This window comes from Citrobacter cronae (assembly GCF_016893685.1).
GTDB lineage: Bacteria > Pseudomonadota > Gammaproteobacteria > Enterobacterales > Enterobacteriaceae > Citrobacter > Citrobacter werkmanii.
In genome coordinates this window covers 2,916,418-2,939,667 of sequence record NZ_CP069763.1, presented here as the reverse complement: position 1 = coordinate 2,939,667, position 23,250 = coordinate 2,916,418, and the positions used below count along the sequence as shown (strand labels likewise).

The 23,250-nt window shown below is 55.2% G+C and carries 23 protein-coding genes and 1 riboswitch; of the genes, 10 read left to right on the top strand and 13 right to left on the bottom strand.

Annotated features, from left to right (window positions below; all coding sequences use genetic code 11):
• Positions 1 to 3 precede the first annotated feature (3 nt).
• Complete coding sequence (gene rhlE / locus JSN25_RS12605; protein WP_038639094.1) at positions 4 to 1,344, bottom strand: ATP-dependent RNA helicase RhlE; 1,341 nt, start codon at positions 1,342 to 1,344, stop codon at positions 4 to 6.
• Positions 1,345 to 1,565: 221 nt separating this feature from the next.
• On the opposite strand from rhlE, the gene cecR reads away from it, so the two are divergent.
• From cecR to JSN25_RS12580, 5 genes are read left to right on the top strand one after another with little or no spacing between them, the layout of a single operon-like run.
• Positions 1,566 to 2,231, top strand: a complete 666-nt coding sequence (cecR, locus tag JSN25_RS12600) for a transcriptional regulator CecR (protein ID WP_038639092.1) — start codon at positions 1,566 to 1,568, stop codon at positions 2,229 to 2,231.
• Positions 2,228 to 3,223 (top strand): secretion protein HlyD, encoded by a 996-nt coding sequence (hlyD, locus tag JSN25_RS12595; RefSeq protein ID WP_061381911.1) that lies wholly within the window; start codon positions 2,228 to 2,230, stop codon positions 3,221 to 3,223. The genes cecR and hlyD overlap by 4 nt, the downstream gene beginning before the upstream one ends.
• The gene (locus JSN25_RS12590) at positions 3,216 to 4,952 is read left to right on the top strand and encodes an ATP-binding cassette domain-containing protein (protein WP_137350994.1); all 1,737 of its coding nucleotides are present in this window, start codon (positions 3,216 to 3,218) and stop codon (positions 4,950 to 4,952) included. The genes hlyD and JSN25_RS12590 overlap by 8 nt, the downstream gene beginning before the upstream one ends.
• Positions 4,945 to 6,078 carry an ABC transporter permease gene (locus JSN25_RS12585; RefSeq protein WP_038639081.1) on the top strand — a complete coding sequence of 378 codons (1,134 nt, stop codon included), beginning with the start codon at positions 4,945 to 4,947 and terminating at the stop codon, positions 6,076 to 6,078. Before JSN25_RS12590 ends, JSN25_RS12585 begins: the two co-directional genes overlap by 8 nt.
• A gap of 10 nt (positions 6,079 to 6,088) precedes the next feature.
• Complete coding sequence (locus JSN25_RS12580) at positions 6,089 to 7,195, top strand: ABC transporter permease (RefSeq protein WP_003831543.1); 1,107 nt, start codon at positions 6,089 to 6,091, stop codon at positions 7,193 to 7,195.
• On the opposite strand, the gene JSN25_RS12575 is transcribed toward JSN25_RS12580, so the two are convergent.
• Complete coding sequence (locus JSN25_RS12575) at positions 7,157 to 7,567, bottom strand: YbhQ family protein (protein WP_204524981.1); 411 nt, start codon at positions 7,565 to 7,567, stop codon at positions 7,157 to 7,159. The genes JSN25_RS12580 and JSN25_RS12575 overlap by 39 nt on opposite strands.
• 132 nt (positions 7,568 to 7,699) lie before the next feature.
• Here JSN25_RS12575 and JSN25_RS12570 point away from each other — a divergent pair, with 132 nt between their 5' ends.
• From JSN25_RS12570 to JSN25_RS12560, 3 genes are read left to right on the top strand one after another with little or no spacing between them, the layout of a single operon-like run.
• A complete protein-coding gene (locus tag JSN25_RS12570; protein WP_087857602.1) occupies positions 7,700 to 8,461 on the top strand; it encodes an endonuclease/exonuclease/phosphatase family protein in 762 nt (253 codons plus the stop codon).
• Entirely contained in the window at positions 8,458 to 9,699 is a 1,242-nt protein-coding gene (clsB, locus tag JSN25_RS12565; RefSeq protein WP_137350995.1) for a cardiolipin synthase ClsB, read from the top strand. The genes JSN25_RS12570 and clsB overlap by 4 nt, the downstream gene beginning before the upstream one ends.
• Positions 9,699 to 10,661, top strand: a complete 963-nt coding sequence (locus tag JSN25_RS12560; RefSeq protein WP_038639070.1) for a lysylphosphatidylglycerol synthase domain-containing protein — start codon at positions 9,699 to 9,701, stop codon at positions 10,659 to 10,661. The genes clsB and JSN25_RS12560 overlap by 1 nt, the downstream gene beginning before the upstream one ends.
• 88 nt (positions 10,662 to 10,749) lie before the next feature.
• Here the strand turns inward: JSN25_RS12560 and JSN25_RS12555 are convergent, their stop codons facing one another.
• The 6 genes from JSN25_RS12555 to moaA all read right to left on the bottom strand — a co-directional run bounded on the left by JSN25_RS12555 (position 10,750) and on the right by moaA (position 14,196).
• Entirely contained in the window at positions 10,750 to 11,454 is a 705-nt protein-coding gene (locus JSN25_RS12555) for a Bax inhibitor-1/YccA family protein (RefSeq protein ID WP_038639068.1), read from the bottom strand.
• Positions 11,455 to 11,495: 41 nt separating this feature from the next.
• Positions 11,496 to 11,948, bottom strand: coding sequence for a molybdopterin synthase catalytic subunit MoaE (gene moaE, locus JSN25_RS12550; protein ID WP_038639065.1), 453 nt, complete (start codon positions 11,946 to 11,948; stop codon positions 11,496 to 11,498).
• Position 11,949: 1 nt separating this feature from the next.
• Positions 11,950 to 12,195 carry a molybdopterin synthase sulfur carrier subunit gene (gene moaD / locus JSN25_RS12545; protein ID WP_204524980.1) on the bottom strand — a complete coding sequence of 82 codons (246 nt, stop codon included), beginning with the start codon at positions 12,193 to 12,195 and terminating at the stop codon, positions 11,950 to 11,952.
• Positions 12,188 to 12,673 carry a cyclic pyranopterin monophosphate synthase MoaC gene (moaC, locus tag JSN25_RS12540; protein ID WP_061381915.1) on the bottom strand — a complete coding sequence of 162 codons (486 nt, stop codon included), beginning with the start codon at positions 12,671 to 12,673 and terminating at the stop codon, positions 12,188 to 12,190. The genes moaD and moaC overlap by 8 nt, the downstream gene beginning before the upstream one ends.
• A 2-nt stretch (positions 12,674 to 12,675) precedes the next feature.
• Complete coding sequence (gene moaB / locus JSN25_RS12535) at positions 12,676 to 13,188, bottom strand: molybdenum cofactor biosynthesis protein B (RefSeq protein WP_003035187.1); 513 nt, start codon at positions 13,186 to 13,188, stop codon at positions 12,676 to 12,678.
• An 18-nt stretch (positions 13,189 to 13,206) separates the two neighbouring features.
• On the bottom strand, positions 13,207 to 14,196 hold the full coding sequence (gene moaA, locus JSN25_RS12530; protein WP_137347372.1) for a GTP 3',8-cyclase MoaA: 990 nt from the start codon (positions 14,194 to 14,196) through the stop codon (positions 13,207 to 13,209).
• Positions 14,184 to 14,329: riboswitch (molybdenum cofactor riboswitch) on the bottom strand. It overlaps the preceding gene by 13 nt.
• 289 nt (positions 14,330 to 14,618) lie before the next feature.
• On the opposite strand from moaA, the gene yvcK reads away from it, so the two are divergent.
• Entirely contained in the window at positions 14,619 to 15,527 is a 909-nt protein-coding gene (gene yvcK, locus JSN25_RS12525) for a uridine diphosphate-N-acetylglucosamine-binding protein YvcK (protein ID WP_038639050.1), read from the top strand.
• Between the two features lie 93 nt (positions 15,528 to 15,620).
• Here the strand turns inward: yvcK and uvrB are convergent, their stop codons facing one another.
• The 5 genes from uvrB to bioB form a co-directional block, all read right to left on the bottom strand.
• Positions 15,621 to 17,642, bottom strand: a complete 2,022-nt coding sequence (gene uvrB / locus JSN25_RS12520; protein WP_038639047.1) for an excinuclease ABC subunit UvrB — start codon at positions 17,640 to 17,642, stop codon at positions 15,621 to 15,623.
• A 617-nt stretch (positions 17,643 to 18,259) separates the two neighbouring features.
• Positions 18,260 to 18,958, bottom strand: a complete 699-nt coding sequence (gene bioD / locus JSN25_RS12515) for a dethiobiotin synthase (RefSeq protein WP_137350997.1) — start codon at positions 18,956 to 18,958, stop codon at positions 18,260 to 18,262.
• Positions 18,951 to 19,706, bottom strand: a complete 756-nt coding sequence (gene bioC, locus JSN25_RS12510) for a malonyl-ACP O-methyltransferase BioC (RefSeq protein WP_204524979.1) — start codon at positions 19,704 to 19,706, stop codon at positions 18,951 to 18,953. Before bioC ends, bioD begins: the two co-directional genes overlap by 8 nt.
• Positions 19,690 to 20,847 carry an 8-amino-7-oxononanoate synthase gene (bioF, locus tag JSN25_RS12505; protein WP_204524978.1) on the bottom strand — a complete coding sequence of 386 codons (1,158 nt, stop codon included), beginning with the start codon at positions 20,845 to 20,847 and terminating at the stop codon, positions 19,690 to 19,692. The genes bioC and bioF overlap by 17 nt, the downstream gene beginning before the upstream one ends.
• Positions 20,844 to 21,884 carry a biotin synthase BioB gene (bioB, locus tag JSN25_RS12500; RefSeq protein ID WP_038639034.1) on the bottom strand — a complete coding sequence of 347 codons (1,041 nt, stop codon included), beginning with the start codon at positions 21,882 to 21,884 and terminating at the stop codon, positions 20,844 to 20,846. The genes bioF and bioB overlap by 4 nt, the downstream gene beginning before the upstream one ends.
• A gap of 76 nt (positions 21,885 to 21,960) precedes the next feature.
• On the opposite strand from bioB, the gene bioA reads away from it, so the two are divergent.
• The gene (bioA, locus tag JSN25_RS12495; RefSeq protein ID WP_204524977.1) at positions 21,961 to 23,250 is read left to right on the top strand and encodes an adenosylmethionine--8-amino-7-oxononanoate transaminase; all 1,290 of its coding nucleotides are present in this window, start codon (positions 21,961 to 21,963) and stop codon (positions 23,248 to 23,250) included.

The window sequence follows — 23,250 nt, the reverse complement described above, 5'->3', positions numbered from 1 at the left end:
CAATTACTGCGCTGAAGACGGTCTGCGCGGACGGCGCGGTGGACGAGGCTTATCGCCTGCCGGTTTGCCTTCGCCGCTACGCGGTTTCCCTTTCGGCGCGCCGCCATCCTGACGACGCGGCTGCTGGCCACGTCCTGCTCCGCCCTGTCCGCGACCGCCGCCACGCTGCTGGCGACCGTTCTGAATCGGCTCAGCTTTGATAGACGGGTCTGGCTCGTAGCCTGGCGTTGCAATACGCGGGATCTCTTTTTTCAGCAGCTTCTCGATATCACGCAACAGTTTGTGTTCATCGACGCACACCAGAGACAACGCTTCGCCGGTGGCGGCGGCGCGGCCGGTACGACCAATACGGTGCACGTAATCTTCCGGGACGTTTGGCAACTCGTAGTTCACCACATGCGGCAGCTCTTCAATATCCAGCCCGCGCGCGGCAATATCGGTCGCCACCAGCACGCGAATATCACCGGATTTAAAATCGGCCAGCGCACGCGTACGCGCCCCCTGAGATTTGTTACCGTGGATCGCCGCGCTGCGGATGCCGTCTTTATTCAGTTGTTCCGCCAGATGGTTCGCACCGTGTTTGGTACGGGTAAACACCAGCACCTGCTGCCAGTTGCCCTGACCAATCATCTGCGACAACAGTTCACGTTTGCGTTTTTTATCCACGAAATGCACATGCTGAGTCACCTGCTCGGACGCGGTATTACGACGCGCCACTTCAATTTCCAGCGGGTTGTGCAGCAGCTTTTCGGCCAGCGATTTAATATCGTCAGAGAACGTTGCCGAGAACAGCAGGTTCTGGCGTTTTGCCGGCAGTTTCGCCAGAACGCGACGAATGTCATGAATAAAGCCCATATCCAGCATGCGGTCAGCTTCATCCAGCACCAGGATCTCAACCTGATCCAGTTTCACCGCATTCTGGTGTTCCAGATCGAGCAAACGACCCGGGGTGGCAATCAGCACATCTACGCCGCCACGCAGCTTCATCATCTGCGGGTTAATGCTGACACCGCCGAAAACCACCAGCGAGCGAATATTGAGATACTTACTGTAATCACGTACGTTTTCGCCAATCTGGGCCGCCAGCTCGCGAGTCGGCGTGAGGATCAGCGCACGAACCGGACGACGGCTTTTACCATGCGGCTGATGAGTCACAAGATGCTGCAACAACGGCAGGGTAAAACCTGCTGTTTTCCCCGTACCGGTCTGGGCGCTGGCCATCAGATCGCGGCCTTCCAGCACGGCGGGGATCGCCTGCTGCTGAATAGGGGTAGGTTCACGGTAACCCTGCTCGGCAACGGCACGTAAAATCTCAGGGTTCAAACCAAGGGAATCAAAAGACATAACAACTCCGAACCGCCCTGACCGTTACCGGTGTCGTTTTCAGGGAGATACACACAATAGAGATGACAAAAACCACAATGTCATGAAGGGGCGGAGTGTAGCAGTTTTTGTGATGTACCGCATAAATTATCCCTTCAACAGAAATTAACCTCGCGGACTGGACAAGGTTGCACATCAGTCATAATCTTAATCAATCGATTGATTAAGATCAGAGTCGTGCAATGAATACACCCACCATGACAACCAAAGGCGAACAAGCGAAAAACCAGCTCATTGCCGCCGCGCTGGCGCAGTTTGGCGAGTATGGTCTGCACGCCACAACGCGCGATATCGCCGCGCAGGCCGGACAAAACATTGCGGCCATCACCTACTATTTTGGCTCAAAAGAGGATTTATACCTCGCCTGCGCCCAGTGGATTGCCGATTTTATTGGTTCACAGTTTCGCCCGCATGCGGAAGAAGCCGAGCGTCTGTTTACTCAGCCGGAGCCCGATCGTGGCGCGATGCGCGAACTTATCCTGCGCGCCTGTAAAAATATGATCATGCTGTTAACCCAGGACGACACCGTTAACCTGAGCAAGTTTATCTCACGCGAACAGCTTTCACCCACCGCGGCACACGACCAGGTTATCAATCCGCTGCATACCCACCTGACGCGCCTGATTGCTGCCTATACTGGTCGCGATGCCAACGACACCCAAATGATTCTGCACACCCACGCCATACTCGGCGAGGTGCTGGCCTTTCGTCTGGGGAAAGAAACTATTCTGTTGCGTACGGGCTGGTCACAATTTGATGAGGATAAAACCGCGCTGATTGAGCACACCGTTACCTGTCACATCGATCTTATTCTGCAAGGTTTAACGCAAAGGAGTCTGGAGTCATGAAAAAACCTGTCGTTCTCGGGCTGGTTATCGCGGCCCTCGTTGCCGTGATTGCTGGTGGAACGTGGTGGTATCAAAGTCGGCAAGATAACGGTCTGACGCTCTACGGCAACGTCGATATCCGTAGCGTCAATCTGAGTTTTCGCGTCGGCGGCAGGCTGGCCTCGTTGGCGGTTGACGAAGGTGACGCCATTACCGCCGGCCAGGTGCTGGGCAAACTGGACCACGCGCCGTATGAAAACGCGCTAATGCAGGCAAAAGCGAATGTTGCCGCCGCCCAGGCACAGTACGATCTGATGCTGGCCGGTTATCGTGAAGAAGAGATTGCGCAAACCGCAGCGGCGGTCAAACAGGCGCAGGCCGCCTATGATTATGCGCAGAACTTTTACAATCGCCAGGTAGGACTGTGGAAAAGCCGCACCATCTCCGCTAACGATCTGGAAAACGCCCGTTCATCACGTGACCAGGCGCTGGCCTCACTGAAATCCGCGCAGGATAAACTCGCCCAGTATCGCAGCGGTAATCGTGTGCAGGATATTGAGCAGGCGAAAGCCACGCTCGAACAAGCACAAGCTGAGCTGGCGCAGGCTGAACTGAATTTGCATGACACCACGTTAACCTCTCCGTCTGACGGCACGATTCTCACCCGGGCGGTTGAACCGGGTAGCATGCTGAACGAAGGAGGCACGGTACTGACGCTATCACTCACGCGTCCGGTCTGGATTCGCGCCTACGTTGACGAACGAAATCTAAGCCAGGCGCAGCCAGGACGCGAAATCCTGCTCTACACCGATGGCCGCCCGGACAAGCCTTATCACGGTAAAATTGGCTTCGTGTCGCCTACCGCCGAGTTTACCCCGAAAACGGTCGAGACCCCTGACCTGCGCACCGACCTGGTTTATCGTCTGCGCATTGTGGTGACCGACGCAGACGATGCGCTGCGCCAGGGGATGCCGGTAACAATAAAGTTTGGCGATGAGGCACGGCATGACTGACGCCGTCATTACGCTGAATGGGTTGACGAAAAACTTTGCCGGAATGGAAAAACCGGCCGTCGCCCCGCTCGACTGTACCGTTCATGCCGGCTACGTGACAGGGCTTGTCGGGCCGGACGGCGCGGGCAAAACCACGCTGATGCGCATACTGGCGGGTTTGTTAAAACCCGACGCCGGAAGTGCTGCGGTAATTGGCTTTGATCCCATCAAAGACGACAGCGCCCTGCACGCCGTGCTGGGGTATATGCCGCAGAAATTTGGCCTGTACGAAGATTTGACGGTCATGGAGAACCTCAATCTCTATGCCGATTTGCGCAGCGTCACCGGCGACGTGCGAGAAAAAACCTTTGCCCGGTTACTGGAATTTACCTCGCTGGGTCCGTTTACCGGACGACTGGCAGGCAAGCTTTCCGGAGGCATGAAACAGAAGCTCGGGCTTGCCTGTACGCTGGTGGGCGAGCCCAAAGTGTTGCTGCTGGATGAGCCCGGCGTGGGCGTCGACCCGATATCCCGCCGCGAGTTGTGGCAAATGGTCCATGAACTGGCGGGCGACGGGATGCTGATCCTCTGGAGTACCTCCTATCTGGATGAAGCCGAACAGTGTCGTGATGTGCTGCTGATGAACGAAGGCGAATTGCTGTATCAGGGCGATCCGACCCAGCTTACGCAGACAATGGCCGGACGCAGTTTTTTAATGAGCAGCCCGCAGGAAAATAACCGCCGACTGTTGCAACGCGTGTTAAAACTGCCGCAGGTCAGCGACGGGATGATTCAGGGGAAATCCGTCCGTTTGATCCTGAAAAAAGAGGCCACGGCCCAGCAGATTCAAGACGCGAACGGTATGCCGGAGATAACCATCAACGAAACCGCTCCCCGTTTCGAGGATGCTTTTATCGATCTACTCGGCGGTGCCGGAACATCAGAGTCACCGCTGGGCGCCATCCTGCATACCGTGGAAGGCACGCCTGGCGAAACGGTGATCGAAGCCAAAGCGTTGACCAAAAAGTTTGGCGATTTTGCCGCTACCGACCATGTAGATTTTGCCGTGCAGCGCGGCGAGATTTTTGGTCTGTTAGGCCCCAACGGCGCCGGGAAATCCACCACCTTTAAAATGATGTGCGGTCTGCTGGTTCCTACCTCCGGCAAAGCGCTGGTGCTGGATATGGATCTCAAGGTTAGCTCCGGCAAAGCGCGTCAGCATCTGGGCTATATGGCGCAGAAATTCTCCCTGTACGGCAACCTGACGGTTGAACAGAATCTGCGTTTTTTCTCCGGCGTCTACGGCCTGCGCGGTCGGACGCAGAAAGAGAAGATCGATCGCATGAGTGAGGCATTTGGCCTGAAAAGCATCGCCTCCCACGCTACCGACGAGCTACCGCTGGGCTTTAAACAACGTCTGGCGCTGGCCTGCTCGCTGATGCATGAGCCAGATATCCTGTTTCTCGATGAACCCACTTCCGGGGTTGATCCCCTTACTCGTCGAGAATTCTGGTTGCATATCAACAGCATGGTGGAAAAAGGCGTCACGGTAATGGTGACGACCCACTTTATGGATGAGGCGGAATATTGCGATCGCATCGGACTGGTGTATCGCGGCAAACTGATCGCCAGCGGCACGCCGGACGACCTGAAAGCAAAGGCTGCCGATAACGACACGCCGGACCCCACCATGGAGCAGGCGTTTATTACGCTCATCAATGACTGGGATAAGGAGCATACGCATGAGTAACTCCGCGCTCTCATGGCGACGCGTACGCGCGCTGTGCGTAAAAGAGACGCGCCAGATCGTCCGCGATCCCAGCAGTTGGCTGATTGCGGTGGTGATCCCGTTGTTGCTGCTGTTTATCTTCGGCTACGGGATCAACCTCGACTCCAGCAAGCTGCGAGTGGGAATTTTGCTCGAACAGCAGAGCGAAGAGGCGCTGGATTTCACCCACACCATGACCGGTTCGCCGTACATTGACGCCACCATCAGCGATAACCGTCAGGAATTGATTGAGAAAATGCAGGCCGGGCGCATTCGCGGGCTGGTGGTGATCCCGGTAGATTTTGCCCAACAAATGGCGCGACCTGGAGACACAGCCCCTATTCAGGTGATCACTGACGGCAGCGAACCGAATACCGCCAACTTTGTGCAGGGTTATGTCGAAGGCATCTGGCAAATTTGGCAGCAACAGCGGGCTGAGGATCGCGGGGAATCATTTAAGCCGTTAATCGATGTGCAGACCCGCTACTGGTTTAACCCGGCGGCTATCAGCCAGCACTTTATAATTCCCGGGGCGGTAACCATCATCATGACGGTGATTGGCGCGATCCTCACCTCGTTAGTGGTGGCGCGTGAATGGGAGCGCGGCACCATGGAAGCGCTGTTGTCTACCGAAGTTACCCGCGTCGAGCTGCTGCTGTGCAAACTGATCCCCTATTACTTTTTAGGCATGCTGGCGATGCTGCTGTGTATGCTGGTGTCGGTGTTTATTCTTGGCGTGCCCTATCGCGGCTCGTTGTTAATCCTGTTTTTTATCACCAGCCTGTTCCTGCTCAGTACGCTCGGCATGGGCCTGCTTATCTCCACCATCACCCGTAATCAATTTAACGCCGCGCAGGTTGCGCTGAACGCCGCTTTCCTGCCCTCGATTATGTTGTCGGGGTTTATCTTCCAGATAGACAGCATGCCGGCGATTATCCGCGCGGTGACTTACATTATTCCGGCGCGCTATTTCGTCAGCACCCTGCAAAGTCTTTTCTTGGCGGGCAACATTCCGGTGGTACTGATTATCAACGTGCTGTTTTTAATCGCTTCGGCGGTAATGTTTATTGGCCTGACGTGGCTGAAAACCAAACGTCGGCTGGATTAAGGGGACGGGCATGTTTCATCGCTTATGGACATTAATTCGTAAAGAGCTGCAATCGCTATTACGCGAGCCGCAGACGCGAGCCATTCTGATTTTACCGGTGCTGATTCAGGTCATTCTGTTCCCGTTCGCCGCGACGCTGGAAGTGACCAACGCCACTATCGCTATCTATAACGAAGACAATGGCAAACACTCGGTGGAGCTTACCCAGCGCTTCGCCCGCGCCAGCGCCTTTACGCATGTCCTGTTACTGAAAAGCCCACAGGAGATCCAGCCCACCATCGACACGCAAAAAGCGCTGCTGCTGGTGCGCTTCCCGGCCAATTTTTCGCGGAATCTGGATACCTTCCAGCAAGCGCCCATGCAAATTATCCTCGATGGACGTAACTCGAACAGCGCGCAAATTGCCGCCAATTACCTGCAGCAGATCGTGAAGGAGTACCAGCAGGAGCTGATGGACGGCAAGCCAAAACCGAACAACAGCGAACTGGTGGTGCGTAACTGGTATAACCCGAATCTGGACTACAAATGGTTCGTGGTTCCGTCGCTGATCGCCATGATCACCACCATCGGCGTGATGATCGTCACCTCGCTGTCGGTGGCGCGCGAGCGCGAACAGGGCACGCTCGATCAACTGCTGGTCTCCCCGCTCACCACCTGGCAGATTTTCATCGGCAAGGCAGTGCCCGCGCTGATTGTGGCCACTTTTCAGGCCACCATTGTGCTGGCGATCGGCATCTGGGCTTATCACATTCCGTTTGCCGGTTCACTGGGGCTGTTCTATTTCACGATGGTGATTTATGGGCTGTCGCTGGTCGGTTTTGGTCTGCTGATTTCATCGCTGTGCGCCACCCAGCAGCAGGCGTTTATCGGCGTATTTGTCTTCATGATGCCGGCGATATTGCTCTCAGGCTACGTCTCGCCGGTCGAAAACATGCCGGTATGGTTGCAGAATCTGACGTGGATAAACCCGATCCGCCATTTTACGGACATCACGAAACAGATTTACCTGAAGGATGCGAGTCTGAAGATTGTCTGGGGAAGTTTGTGGCCGCTGTTGGTGATCGCGGCCACAACCGGCTCAGCGGCGTATGCGATGTTTCGACGCAAGGTGATGTAGCTTTTTATCTTTCGCCAGCAGCGACACCACGGCGGGTCCGGCAAGGATCGCCAGCCCCGCCAGAGCCAGCAAGACGTTGTTTTGCAGCACGCGCGACAGCAGCCACAGTACAATCATCGCGGCACCGAAATACCACGTCGTAGTGAGTTCTTCCAGCACATCCGCCACGTCGCGCCAGCGCTGTTCATGGTGACGTTGTAAGGCCAGCATTAATAAAACCGTTACGCCGTAAACGACGCATAATCCCAGGCCGACGTGCACCAGCGTGCCGCTCATCCAGCCCATTACCAGCAATGCCACTACCAGTAAATGCAACACAATCTGCCAGCAACTTAGACCCGTTGCGACACGAACACGTTGTTGCCACCTCATGGCTTTTCTCCTGAAGGATTTTCGACTAATTGTTCAGAGTACCGGACTTTACGGAAAATTCCGCAACACCGCATCTTTTTGTGACGACGACTACACTATTTTAATCAGGAAAGTGATGCCAACGGGAGAATCATGGCCAGACAAACAGAACGGTTTTCATTCAATGTGCTCACCATTAATACTCATAAAGGATTTACCGCCTTCAATCGGCGTTTTATTTTGCCTGAGCTGCGAGAGGCCGTCAGAACGGTCGGTGCGGATATTGTGTGCCTGCAAGAGGTCATGGGCGCGCACGAGGTGCATCCTCTGCATGTGGAAAACTGGCCGGACACCACGCACTACGAATTTCTGGCGGATACCATGTGGAGCGACTTCGCTTATGGACGTAACGCCGTGTATCCGCAGGGGCATCACGGTAACGCTGTGCTGTCGCGCTATCCTATTGAACATTATGAAAATCGCGATGTGTCGGTCGGCGCGAGTGAAAAACGCGGGGTCCTGTACTGCCGCATCGTGCCGCCGATGCTCTCCCACCCGGTTCACGTGATGTGTGTCCATCTCGGTTTGCGTGAAGCCCACCGTCAGGCCCAACTCGCTATGCTGGCAGATTGGGTGAATGCCTTACCTGAGGGTGAGCCCGTCGTGGTCGCCGGTGATTTCAACGATTGGCGACAAAAAGCTAATCATCCGTTGAAAGCCAATGCCGATCTTGACGAGATCTTTACCCGCGCCCACGGTCGCCCGGCGCGGACGTTTCCGGTGCAGTTTCCCCTGCTGCGGCTCGACAGGATCTATGTGAAAAACGCAAATGCCAGTACCCCAACGACGCTGGCGCTGCGTCACTGGCGACATTTGTCCGATCATGCCCCTCTGAGTGCGGAGATTCATTTATGAAATTTGGCTGGCGTGAAGGCAATCAAATTCAACTGCTGGAAAACGGCGATCAGTACTACCCCGCCGTGTTTGGCGCCATTGAACAGGCGCAGCAAAAAATTATCCTCGAGACCTTCATCTGGTTTGAAGATGCGGTCGGAAAACAGCTGCATGCCGCGCTGCTGAGTGCAGCACGTCGCGGTGTTAAAGCGGAAGTGCTGCTGGATGGCTATGGCTCGCCGGACCTCAGCGACAGTTTCGTTAATGAGCTAACCGCAGCCGGCATTGTTTTCCGCTATTACGATCCGCGCCCGCGTCTGTTCGGCATGCGCACCAATCTCTTTCGCCGTATGCATCGCAAAATTGTGGTCATTGATGACCGCGTTGCTTTCGTCGGCGGCATCAATTATTCCGCTGAACATATGTCTGATTACGGCCCTGAGGCCAAGCAGGATTACGCCGTACGCGTTGAAGGTCCCATCGTGGCCGACATCCTGACATTCGTGCTGGAAAACTTGCCGGGTCAGAGCGCCGTACGCCGCTGGTGGCGACGTCATCATCGCGCAGTCGAAAATCATCGGCCTGGCGAAGCGCAGGTACTATTTGTCTGGCGCGACAACGAAGAGCATCGCGATGATATTGAACGTCATTATTTGAAAATGCTTACCCAGGCCAGGCGGGAAGTGATCATTGCCAATGCCTACTTCTTTCCCGGCTATCGCTTTCTGCATGCCCTGCGTAAAGCGGCCCGACGCGGCGTTCGGGTAAAACTCATCGTGCAGGGTGAACCAGATATGCCGATTGTGAAAGTGGGCGCCCGCCTGCTGTACAACTATCTGGTTAAAGGCGGCGTCCATGTCTATGAATATCGCCGTAAACCTCTGCATGGCAAGGTAGCGCTGATGGACGATCATTGGGCGACGGTAGGCTCCAGCAATCTTGACCCGCTCAGCCTGTCGCTGAATCTGGAAGCGAATCTCATTATTCATGACCGTGCGTTTAACCAGACTCTGCGCGACAACCTGAACCCGATTATTGCGCAGGACTGCAAGCGGGTTGATGAATCCATGCTGCCCAAACGCACCTGGTGGAACCTGACCAAAAGCGTGCTGGCGTTCCACTTTTTACGCCATTTCCCGGCGCTGGTCGGCTGGCTACCCGCACATACACCACATCTGACTGAGGTAGAACCGCCCGCACAGCCTGCCATGGAAACGCAGGATCGCATTCAAACTGAGGATGTCGGAGGAAAATCCTGATGGCCAAAGCACATCCGCGCTGGCGGTTAGCGAAAAAAATACTCACGTGGCTATTTTTCATTGCCGTCATCGTGTTGCTGGTCATTTATGCCAGCAAGGTCAATTGGGAAGAGGTCTGGACGGTAATCCGGGATTACAATCGGACTGCCCTGCTCAGCGCCGTGGGGTTGGTAATCGTCAGTTATTTACTCTACGGCTGCTATGACCTGCTCGGCCGACATTACTGTGGGCACAAGCTGGCAAAACGCCAGGTCATGCTGGTGTCGTTTATCTGTTACGCCTTCAACCTGACGTTAAGCACCTGGGTGGGCGGTATTGGGATGCGTTATCGGCTCTACTCGCGCCTCGGGTTGCCGGGGAGCACTATTACGCGGATTTTTTCACTGAGTATTACCACCAACTGGCTGGGCTATATTCTGCTGGGCGGCTTTATTTTTACCTTTGGCGTGGTCGAGCTGCCCGCGCATTGGTATATCGATGAAGGTACGCTGCGCATTTTAGGCATTGCGCTACTGCTGATTATTGTCGTTTATCTGTGGTTTTGCGCCTTCGCGAAACATCGCCACATCACCATCAGGGGCCAAAAGCTGGTGCTGCCTTCCTGGAAATTTGCCATCGCGCAAATGGTGATATCCAGTACCAACTGGATGGTGATGGGAGCCATTATCTGGCTGTTGCTGGGTCAGGATATCAACTATTTCTTCGTGCTGGGCGTGCTACTGGTGAGCAGTATTGCCGGGGTTATCGTACATATTCCGGCGGGGATCGGCGTGCTGGAGGCGGTTTTTATGGCGTTGCTGGCGGGAGAAGATACTTCTCAAGGCAAGATTATCGCCGCCCTGCTTGCGTATCGCGTCCTCTATTATTTTATTCCGCTGCTGCTGGCGCTTATTTGCTACCTGTTGCTGGAAAGTCGGGCGAAAAAGCTGCGGGCGAAAAACGAGAAGGCAATGGCGAAATGATTTGCCGGATGCGGCGTAATGCCTTATCCGGCCTACTTTCGATACAACTGTAGGCCGGATAAGCGCAGCGCCATCCGGCAACAGAGAATTAACGACGATTGCCGAAGATACGCAGCAGCATCAGGAACAGGTTGATAAAGTCCAGATACAGCGTTAGTGCGCCAAGAATCGCGTATTTGCGCAGATTAGAACTGTCACGCAGATCGATCTGCTCACCGATGTTTTTCAGCTTCTGCGTGTCATAGGCGGTCAGACCGACAAACACAATCACCCCAATGTAGGTTACCGCCCACATCAACGCTTCGCTCTTCAGCCAGAAGTTAACCAGTGAAGCCAGCACAATACCGATTAGCGCCATAAACAGCATATTGCCGAAACCGCTGAGATCGCGCTTAGTGGTATAACCGTACAGGCTCATGATGCCAAACATCCCGCCGGTGACCACAAAGGTACTGGCGATAGACGAGTAGGTATAGACGATGAAGATGCTCGACAGCGTTAACCCGGTTAACGCCGAATAGAGCATAAACAGCGTGGTTGCCACACCGGCGCTCAGCTTTTGCACCATGCCGGACAAAACGAACACCAGCGCCAGTTGGGCGATAATCAGGCCAAAGAAGGTGATTTTACTGGAGAAGACAAACATCATCACCGCGGGCGTATTTGCCGCATACCAGGCGATAAACGCCGTCAGCAACAACCCGCAGGTCATCCAGCCATAAACCTGCGCCATATACGTTTGCAGGCCGGAACGCGCCTGCACAATAGAATCGGATCGTGGGAATCGGTCCATGACAATCTCCTGAATCAGTATGAGCCTACAACAATTGTACTCTACCAGCGTTTTGCTGCTAGCTTATCGCTGTCACGGGCATCCACCCAACGTTCACCTTCCGGCGTGGCCTCGCGCTTCCAGAACGGTGCGCGGGTTTTCAGATAATCCATAATGAACTGCCCGGCATCAAACGCGCTACTGCGATGCGCGCTGGTCACGCCAACAAAAACGATTTCATCGCCGGGCCACAGCGCGCCAATGCGATGGATCACCGTCACCCGTCCCAGCGGCCAGCGCGTACGCGCCTCGTCGACAATCTCCGCCAGCGCTTTTTCAGTCATGCCGGGATAGTGTTCCAGCGTTAATGCCTGCACACTGTCGCCGAGGTTGTGGTTACGCACTTTACCGGTGAAGGTCACTACGGCGCCGTCTTCATCACGCTCGGCAAGCCAGGGATACTCTTCCCCAACGCTGAACGGCGCATGCCCAACAACAATTCGCGTCTCAGCCATCTTAACCTCCGGTTACCGGTGGGAAGAAAGCCACTTCATCACCTGCGGTAAGGGGATGGTCAAAACTGACCAGCGTCTGGTTCACCGCCGCCAGCAGCTTGCCGTCCTCCAGCGCCAGCGCCCAACGATCGCCTTGCGCCGCCAGATGCTGGCGCAGCGCTTCGACCGTTGGAAATTCAGCGGTGACCTCTAAAGCATCCGTGTTGACCAGTTCACGGACCTGGGCAAAGAAAAGAACCTTAATCATGCGCATCCACCTTAAAATCTCCCGACTTGCCGCCGCTTTTTGCCAGCAGGCGCACCGGACCAATCACCATGTCCTTTTGCACCGCTTTGCACATGTCGTAGATGGTCAACGCCGCCACGGAGGCCGCCGTTAACGCTTCCATTTCCACACCGGTTTTCCCGCTCAGGCGACACAGCGTCTCAATGCGTACACGATCGTGTTCCGGTTCGGCATGCAGGTTGACTTCGACCTTGCTCAGCATCAGTGGGTGACACAGCGGGATAAGATCCCAGGTTCGTTTGGCCGCCTGAATACCGGCAATGCGCGCCGTGGCGAAAACGTCGCCTTTATGGTGGCTACCATCGATAATCATCGCCAGCGTTTCGCTGCGCATCGTCACGAAGGCTTCAGCACGCGCCTCGCGTACCGTTTCTGCTTTGCCAGAGACATCCACCATGTGGGCTTCGCCAGCGGCGTTAATATGAGTCAGTTGCGACATACTTATTTCTTCAAATGTGGGTGGAAATTACACGGACGCGTACGGGCATCAAGCTGCGGCGCAATGATATTTTCCCAGGCGGTACGGCACGCTTTGGTCGACCCCGGCATGGCGAAAATCAGCGTTTTATTCGCAACCCCGGCAATTGCCCGGGATTGCAGCGTCGCGGTGCCGATCTCTTCAAACGAGAGCATACGGAATACTTCGCCAAAACCTTCAACTTCTCTGTCGAACAGTGGTTGCAACGCTTCCGGCGCCTGGTCACCTTCGGTCAGTCCGGTGCCGCCGGTAATAAGCACAACCTGCACATCGTCACTGGCAATCCAGGCGGAAACCTGGGCGCGGATGGCATAACGGTTCTCTTTGACAATCGCCTTGTCAACAATCTGATGGCCCGCTTCCTGCGCCGAGTCACGCAGGTAGTGACCGGAGGTGTCATCCTCTTCGCCGCGACGGTTGGAAACAGTAAGAATAGCAATGCGTGTCGGGATAAATTCAGCGCTTACCTGACTCATGAAAACTCCTTTTAGCGATCAGCCGCCAATGTAAGATAAGTTTTGCGTAATACCGGTATTGTTCTGATGCAGGAAATGGGTCTGCTTTTTCTCCAGCAGCGCGGTTGAAATGCGTTCTTCCAGCGCGGATTGCTGAGCGTCATCTTCCAGCAAGTCACGCAGGCTTACGCCGCCTTCACCAAATAAACACAGATGAAGCTTGCCGACAGAGGAAACGCGCAGACGATTACAGGTGGCGCAAAAGTCTTTCTCATAAGGCATGATCAGACCAATTTCGCCAGCATAATCAGGATGGCAGAAAACCTGAGCCGGACCGTCGCTGCGCTGGCGAAGCTGGTGGATCCAGCCGCGACGCAGAAGCTCATCGCGCAGTACTTGCCCTGAGATATGATGCTTACGGAAAAGTGCACTGCCCTCCCCCGTTTCCATCAGTTCAATAAAACGCAGTTGAATAGGACGAGGTTGGATCCACGCCAGGAAGGTGTCCAGTTGATGATGGTTTACATCGCGCATCAACACAGTGTTGACTTTGACTTTTTCAAAACCGGCTGCAAAGGCGGCGTCAATGCCCGCCATCACCTGCTGAAATTTGTCCTGCCCGGTAATGGCGTGAAACTGACGGGCATCGAGACTGTCGACGCTGACGTTGAGTGCCGTCAACCCGGCATCGCGCCAGGCCGCAGCATCGCGCGCCAGACGATAACCATTGGTCGTTACCGCAATCTGACGGATAGCGTCGTTTTCACGCACAGCGGCAATAATGTCGGTAAAATCGCGACGTAATGAGGGTTCGCCCCCTGTCAGGCGCACTTTTTCCGTCCCCAGACTGGCGAACGCACGGGTGACGCGGCGAATTTCATCAACGGTCAAAAAGCCGTTATTGGTGACCCCGCCGGGCTTATAGCCATCCGGCAGGCAGTAGGTGCAACGAAAGTTACACACATCGGTAATCGACAAACGTAAGTAGTAAAACTTACGCGCGAAAGCATCGGTAAGTTGAGAGCCCATGTACACCTTTCCAAATACGGGAGACGCAGTCATTTCTTCCTGCGCCCTGGTGACAATCTCGTTCGAGCATTGCCACGGCCAAAGCACCGTATCATTTGACCCAGGTGCAGAGGCTAGAGTGTTTATACTCATCATACTTTGAGTACGTAGTGGTTATGCCGATACTAGCGTGTAAATGGCGATAATGCCAAGCACACTTACGCTGTATAAATACGTATATAGCGACATGATCGTGCAATTTCGCTACAGAATAAGCAAAAACCACAGTTTTGCATTGATATACATCATCTTGCTGTCAGGTGCATGTCGTCAGAAAGGAGTAGATCGCCGAAAATTAATTTCGGCAAATGCCAACTGGATAATTGCTGAAAACACGCTATTTACGGTACTGTAGCGCCGATCAATTGATATCAGGAAACTCTATGCGCACTCGCACGCTGGCAGATTTAGATCGCGTTGTCGCTCTCGGCGGAGGGCATGGATTAGGACGCGTTCTCTCCTCACTTTCCCCTTTAGGCTCACGACTGACGGGTATCGTCACCACCACCGATAATGGCGGCTCCACGGGGCGTATTCGTCGTTCTGAAGGCGGCATCGCCTGGGGGGACATGCGTAACTGCCTGAACCAGTTAATTACCCAACCCAGCGTTGCATCCGCTATGTTTGAATACCGTTTTGGCGGTAATGGCGAGCTTTCCGGACATAACCTCGGAAATTTAATGTTAAAGGCGCTCGATCACCTCAGCGTGCGGCCTCTCGAAGCTATTAATTTAATTCGCAACCTGCTGAAGGTGGATGCGCATTTAATTCCGATGTCTGAGCTGCCGGTGGATCTGATGGCTATTGATGATCAGGGGCATGAAGTCTATGGCGAAGTGAATATCGATCAGCTCACTATCCCACCTCAGGAACTGATGCTGTCGCCAAAAGTCCCTACCACGCGAGAAGCGGTTGAGGCAATCGCCGAAGCAGATTTGATTCTGATAGGACCAGGCAGTTTTTATACCAGCCTGATGCCGATCCTGCTGCTCGACGAACTGGCGCAGGCATTACGGCGTACACCCGCCAGGATGGTCTACATTGGCAATCTGGGTCGCGAATTAAGCCTGCCAGCAGCCAGCCTGACGCTTAACGATAAGCTGGCAATCATCGAACAGTACGTTGGCAAAAAAGTGATTGACGCGGTGGTTGTCGGCCCGAAAGTAGATGTTTCGGCCGTTACCGACCGCATTGTGATTCAGGAAGTGCTGGAAGCCAGCGATATTCCGTACCGTCATGACCGTCAGTTGCTGCACAGCGCGCTGGAGAAAGCGGTACAGGCATTAGGCTGAGTGGATTTGCCTGATGCGCTGCGCTTGTCAGGCCGACAAACGCAAGCACCCCGTAAGCCTGATAAGGGGGGGTACCCCGCATCCGGCACAGGATTACGATGCCGCAATAAATAACTCACGCAGCTGATGCAACTGATCGCGGATCGTCGCAGCCTCTTCAAATTCGAGATTCTGCGCATGCTGCATCATCTGCCCTTCCAACTCGTGAATCTTTTGCTGCAGGGCTTTTGGCGTCATATCCAGTTCCACAACGTCAGACTTCGCACCCGCACGTGACTTCCCTTTGCCCTTCGCCTTGGTCTTCGCAATATTCTGACCCAGCGCCAGAATATCGACCACTTTCTTGTTCAGCCCCTGCGGCGTAATACCGTGCTCTTCGTTATAGCGCTGCTGCTTCTCGCGACGACGTTCAGTTTCACCAATCGCCCTGGCCATCGAGGCGGTAATTTTATCGCCGTAGAGTATAGCCTTGCCGTTGATGTTACGCGCCGCGCGACCGATGGTCTGGATAAGTGAGCGTTCAGAGCGCAGGAACCCTTCTTTGTCTGCGTCCAGAATCGCCACCAGCGAGACCTCAGGCATGTCCAGCCCCTCACGTAACAGGTTTATACCCACCAGCACGTCAAACTCGCCCAGGCGCAGGTCACGAATGATTTCCATACGTTCCACGGTATCGATGTCTGAGTGCAGATAACGCACCCGCTCGCCGTGCTCTTCGAGGTATTCGGTGAGGTCTTCCGCCATGCGTTTGGTAAGCGTGGTGACCAGCACACGTTCGTTAATCGCCGCACGCGTGCGGATCTCCGACAGCAGATCGTCAACCTGCGTCGCCACCGGACGCACTTCTATCACCGGATCCAGCAGGCCAGTCGGTCGTACTACTTGATCAACCACGTCATCACCGGATTTCTCCAGCTCATAGTTCCCCGGCGTCGCCGAGACGTAGATGGTCTGCGGAGCCAGTGCCTCGAACTCTTCAAATTTAAGCGGGCGGTTATCCAGCGCCGAGGGCAAACGGAATCCGTATTCGACCAGGGTCTCTTTACGCGCCCGGTCGCCACGGTACATACCGCCAATTTGCGGGATAGTGACGTGAGATTCATCCACTACCAGCAGACCATCAGCCGGCAGGTAATCAAACAACGTCGGCGGCGGCTCGCCTGGACCGCGTCCGGACAGATAGCGGGAATAGTTTTCAATCCCCGAGCAATAACCCAGCTCGTTCATCATTTCCAGATCGAACTGTGTACGCTGGCTTAAGCGCTGCTCTTCCAGCAACTTGTTATTCGCCAGCAGATTTTTACGGCGGTCTGCCAGCTCGACTTTAATTTCTTCCATCGCCTGCACGATACGTTCGCGCGGCGTGACGTAGTGCGTTTTCGGGTAGATGGTATAGCGGGAAATGGTCGATTCAACCTGCCCGGTAAGCGGGTCAAACAGCGACAAACGCTCGACTTCCTCATCAAACAGTTCCACGCGCAGCGCAATGTCGTCGGATTCAGCCGGGAAAATGTCGATAACTTCACCGCGCACGCGGAAGGTACCGCGCTGGAATGCCTGATCGTTACGGGTATATTGCAGCTCCGCCAGACGACGCAGGATCGCGCGCTGGTCAATGATCATCCCCACCGTCAGATGCAGCATCATTTTCAGATACAGGTCCGGGTCGCCCAAACCATAAATGGCGGAAACCGACGCCACCACAACGACATCCCGACGTTCCAGTAGCGCTTTGGTCGCCGACAGACGCATCTGCTCAATGTGTTCGTTGACCGAGGCATCCTTCTCGATGAAGGTATCAGAACTCGGTACGTAAGCTTCCGGCTGATAATAGTCGTAGTAGGAGACAAAATATTCCACCGCGTTTTCCGGAAAGAACTCTTTCATCTCGCCATATAGCTGCGCGGCAAGCGTCTTGTTAGGCGCCAGCACCATGGTAGGACGCTGTAGGTCCGCAATCACATTCGCGATGGTGAATGTTTTCCCCGATCCCGTCACCCCCAGCAGCGTCTGATGCGCCAGACCGTCCTCCAGACCTTCTTCCAGGCGACGTATCGCCTCAGGCTGATCGCCAGAGGGTTTAAAAGCGGAATTTAATTTGAACGGTTTACTCATGAGCAGCTACCTGAAGCAATGGGCGGGCAGGTGTGTAATTTTACTCGCAGTCGTATATTTTGCCAGTAAAATATACTGGATGAAAAAACAGTAACGCGCCAGAATATTTCTGTTACACCCGCAAAATAGCCGTGACTGCAGGCCGAAATTTGCCCCCAGACAAGATAAAACACCAGCAAAAATGTGTTATCCCCAAACCAATGCCTTTTTTAACATTTGTCAAGCCAGCCGATGAAAGTTTTATGGCAACACATGACACTTCTGCGACAGCCATTGCTTTTATCTAACTATCTGTAATTTAAAGATTATTATCTCAAGCCGTCTTTCGCATCAATTTAGTCGCAGGCCGCGTCTTCTCTCGCTTACATTGTGTTTTCTAACCCTAATGCACAAGGTTATCCACAGGAATAGTGGATAACTGCTTCCAGCCCGTGTGGACTGTAGCCTGGCAAAAACACCCTGACTCTCTTTTCCGCTGGGCTAAAAAAAAATTATCGCTATTTTTTGATATTTATCAGCTAACGAGGCGGCCAGGGAGAGCCGAGATCTTGCTCGCATTTTCACCATTTTCTTGTCCGCGTACTGCAATAGCGACCAGTGTTATTTCCCCTCTCGATTCAACCAGCTGATGCCGTCAAAGACAAAATGCTGAGATCGAGATAACGTCCGGTCGATGCCTGCTCAGGATCTTCTGCCAGCCAGGGAATTTCCCCCAGCAAAGGTGCCGGGATCACGCGCTTTAGCGTCGCCATGTATTCAGCATGACGTTTGCCGGGCGGCGTCACATCATTGGCTACCCATCCGGCAAGCGTCAGTCCGGCCTGCTGCACCGCCTGGGCGGTCAGAATGGCGTGATTGATGCAGCCGAGCTTAACGCCAACCACCAGAATCACCGGCAACTGTTCTGTTTTGACCCAGTCGGAAAAACTCAGCGTTGGCGAAAGCGGCGTAAACCATCCACCAGCCCCCTCCACCAGTACCCAGTCAGCCTGCGCTTCAAGCGTGCGTAACCCTGCAGACATTACGGAAGCCAGAATGGGACGACCTTCGTCGGCGCTGATGATATGCGGCGAGGTAGGTTCAGCGAAGCAGTAGGGATTAATCGCCGCATAGTCCGCCGCCACAACGCTATTGCGCTGTAATGCCAACGCATCGCTGTTTCGCAGGCCATCAGCCGTCATTTCGCTGCCCGATGCCACGGGCTTATAGCCAACGGCGCGCAACCCCATTTGTCCCGCCGCCTGGAGCAGCGCGCAACTGGCGACAGTTTTACCGACTTCGGTATCTGTCCCGGTGACAAAATACGTTTTAGCCACGTTGAATTACTCCTAAAAAAAGATGGTAGGTCAGCGGATATTTCCCCTGCTGACAGGGCCAGGCTAACTGTAGCTGGCGCAGCTGAGCGCGCGTCAGCACACGTTGCTCGCGCCCATCATGCAAATGCGTCGCGCCAATGCCTTTTAGCGAACGCATGGCGCTCAGCGCATCATCAAACCACAGCGTGACGGCATGAGACTGGTATTCAACATCCCAGCCATACAGGGCGTTTTCCAGTTGCGCCACGGGCAAAAAACGGTTGGCGTGCTCCCGATCGTCAACCGCCTGCCAGGCCTGACGAAGTTCCGGCATCGACCCCTGCGCCAGAGTACTAAACGCCACCGTCCCGCCAGGACGCACCACCCGGTAAAGCTCGCTTAACGCGCCGCGCAGGTCGCTACACCACTGTACGGCCAGATTACTCCAGGCCAGGTCAAAGCTCGCGCTTGCCTGCGGGATGGCTTCGATATCTGCCAGTAGATAATGGTGGGCGACATCGTGACGCTGCGCTTCAGCCAGCATTTGCGACGACAGATCCAGCGCGCAGACCTCACTCCCCTGCTCACGCCAGTAACGACTCATACGTCCAGGCCCACAGCCCGCATCCAATACCTGCGAGAACGTGCCGCCATCCAGTAACGCCAGTAACGCATCGGCACTTTGACGCTGTAGCTCTGCGTGTTGCTCATAGTGGGTGGCCGCGCGGCCAAACGCGGCGGCAATCGCCCGTTTATTGACCTGCGCCATGCAACACCTCCAGTAGACGATCGATATCCTGCACCTCATGCGCCTGGGTCAGCGTCAGCCGTAATCTGGCCGTACCGGCGGGCACCGTCGGCGGGCGAATTGCCGTCACCCAACATCCCTGTTGCCGTAGTGTGTCCGCCAGTTGCAAGGCTTTATGGTTATCGCCAACAATCAGCGGCTGAATAGCACTGGTTGAATTCGCCAGCGTTAAACCCGGCGTATTTACCCCAGCGCGAAAACGCTGGATCAGCATCGCTAACTTTTCCCGGCGTTCATCGCCTTCACGGCTGCGGATCACCGCCAGCGCGGCGCGCAGGGCCTGAGCCTGCGCCGGAGGCATACTGGTGCTGTAGATCAGATGACGGGCAAACTGCAACAGATAGTCGGCCACGCTGTCAGAACACAGGATTGCCGCGCCGCTGACGCCAAATCCTTTGCCAAACGTCACCACTAACAGTTCGGGTTTGACCTGCTGTCGCCAGCAGGAGCCGCGCCCTTCTGCACCGGTTACGCCAACGCCGTGCGCATCGTCCACCAGCAGCCACGCACCGTGTCGTTCCGCCACCGCGTGGATTTCAGCGAGCGGCGCGCTGTCGCCATCCATGCTGAATACGCCTTCAGTGACCACGAGCTGCTGCCCCGGACAGGGGGCAGTCAGCAGACGCTCCAGATGATGCGGATCGTTATGGGTAAAGCGACGTAGAACAGCCGGGCTAAGGCTGGCGGCCTCCAACAGCGAGGCATGGCTAAGCCTGTCGGCAACAATACGATCGTCTTTTTCCATCAATGCGGCTATCACCGCCTGATTAGCGGCAAAACCGGAGATAAATAACAGCGCCCGCGAATAGCCCTGCCACTGCGCCAGCTCTTCTTCCAGCGCCTGGTGAGCCACAGAATAACCGCTGACATGACCCGAGCCGCCGCTGCCGACGCCAAAACGTTCAGCTCCCTGCTGCCAGGCGCAGATAATCTGCGGATGGTGGCTCAGGCCAAGGTAGTCGTTGCTGGAGAAATTCAGATACTGGCGACCGTCGGCCTGCAGCCAGCGACCGGCGCCCTGGGTCACCGCATAGCGCTGCCGCCACGCATCAGCGCAACGACGCGCCGTGAGCGCATCGCCAATTTTTTGCTGCCAGGTCATACGGTTGCCGCGTTGTAGTAATCATCGGTATCCGGGGTACGTAGCGCCTGCTCGAGACGTTGTTGCTGTTCGTTATCCCCCGCCAGCACCGCCGTTTGCTGCGGGTTGAGACCCAGCTTGCGGAATAACAGCAAATCTTTATCTTCGTTCGGATTCGGCGTGGTCAGCAGTTTGCAGCCGTAGAAAATCGAGTTAGCGCCGGCCATAAAGCACATCGCCTGGGTTTGCTCGTTCATCTGCTCGCGCCCGGCGGAAAGACGCACGTAAGAGGTTGGCATCATGATGCGCGCCACGGCGATGGTACGGATGAAATCAAACGCGTCGACGTCGTCGTTATCGGCAAGCGGCGTGCCCTTCACCTTCACCAGCATGTTGATCGGCACGCTTTCCGGCGGTGTCGGCAGATTGGCTAATTGCAGCAGCAGACCGGCGCGATCGGTGACCGTTTCGCCTAATCCGACAATACCGCCTGAGCAGACTTTAATCCCGGCTTCACGCACTTTATCCAGCGTATCCAGACGTTCCTGATAAGACCGGGTAGTGATGATATTGCCGTAAAACTCCGGCGAGGTGTCGAGGTTATGGTTGTAGTAATCCAGTCCCGCGTTGGCCAGGCGCTGAGCCTGGGTTTCGTTGAGCGTTCCCAGCGTCATGCAGGCTTCCAGCCCCAACGCTTTCACGCCCTGAACCATCTGTTCCAGGTAAGGCATATCGCGCTCGTGCGGATTCTTCCACGCCGCCCCCATGCAAAACCGCGTTGAACCGGCCTGCTTCGCCTTACGCGCCGAGTCCAGTACCTGTTCCACTTCCATCAAGCGTTCAGTTTCCAGACCCGTTTTATAGCGAGAACTTTGCGGGCAGTATTTGCAGTCTTCCGGGCAGGCGCCAGTCTTAATCGACAACAGCGTACTGACCTGTACCTGCCGCGGATCGAAGTGCTGACGATGAATCTGTTGCGCTTCAAACAGGAGATCAAGCAGTGGTTTTTCAAATAATTCGGTGACTTGCGACATTGTCCAGCGAGAAGAATGAGCCATATTGGTATACGTTTCGTTGTCAGTTTGGTGTAGACTCGTAAACCTAAATCTTTTTAATTTGGTTTACAAGTCGATTATGACAACGGATGATCTTGCGTTTGACCAACGCCATATCTGGCACCCTTACACTTCCATGACCTCCCCATTGCCGGTGTATCCGGTGGCGCGGGCCGAAGGTTGTGAACTGATTTTAGCCAGCGGTGAGCGGCTCATTGACGGGATGTCATCCTGGTGGGCGGCGATCCACGGTTACAATCATCCGCAGTTGAACACCGCAATGAAAACGCAGATTGACGCCATGTCGCACGTGATGTTTGGCGGCATTACCCATGCCCCGGCCATCGCGCTGTGTCGCCAACTGGTGGACATGACGCCAGAAGCGCTGGAGTGCGTTTTTCTCGCGGATTCAGGTTCGGTCGCGGTGGAAGTGGCGATGAAAATGGCGCTGCAATACTGGCAGGCCAAAGGGGAATCTCGTCAGCGTTTCCTGACATTTCGTAACGGCTATCACGGCGATACCTTCGGCGCGATGTCGGTCTGCGATCCCGACAACTCAATGCACAGTCTGTGGAAAGGGTATCTGCCGGAAAACCTGTTTGCGCCTGCGCCGCAAAGCCGCATGGGCGGCGAGTGGGACGAACTGGACATGGTGCCTTTTGCCCGCCTGATGGCCGCGCATCGTCACGAGATTGCGGCGGTGATCCTCGAGCCAATTGTGCAGGGCGCTGGCGGTATGCGCATGTACCATCCTGAGTGGTTAAAGCGTATCCGTAAGATGTGCGACCGGGAAGGCATCCTGCTGATTGCCGATGAGATCGCCACCGGATTTGGCCGCACCGGCAGGCTGTTTGCCTGTGAACACGCCGATATTACGCCGGATATTTTGTGCCTCGGCAAAGCATTAACCGGCGGAACGATGACCCTTTCCGCGACCCTGACCACCCGTCTGGTCGCAGAAACCATCAGCAACGGCGAAGCGGGCTGCTTCATGCACGGTCCGACCTTTATGGGCAATCCGCTGGCTTGTGCCGTCGCCTCCGCCAGCCTGTCGCTACTTAACACCGGCGAGTGGCGCTCGCAGGTCGCGGCCATTGAAGCGCAGTTGCGTGCAGAACTCGCCCCGGCGGCAGACTCCAGCCGGGTCGTCGACGTGCGCGTGCTCGGCGCAATCGGCGTGATAGAAACCACCCAGCCGGTAAATATGGCGGCACTACAGAAGTTCTTTGTCGAACAGGGCGTGTGGGTACGACCGTTTGGTAAGCTAATCTATCTGATGCCGCCGTACATTATCCAGCCCGAGCAGTTGCGCCGCCTTACGCAGGCCGTCAATGAGGCTGTGCGCCATGCAACATTTTTTAGCGATTAA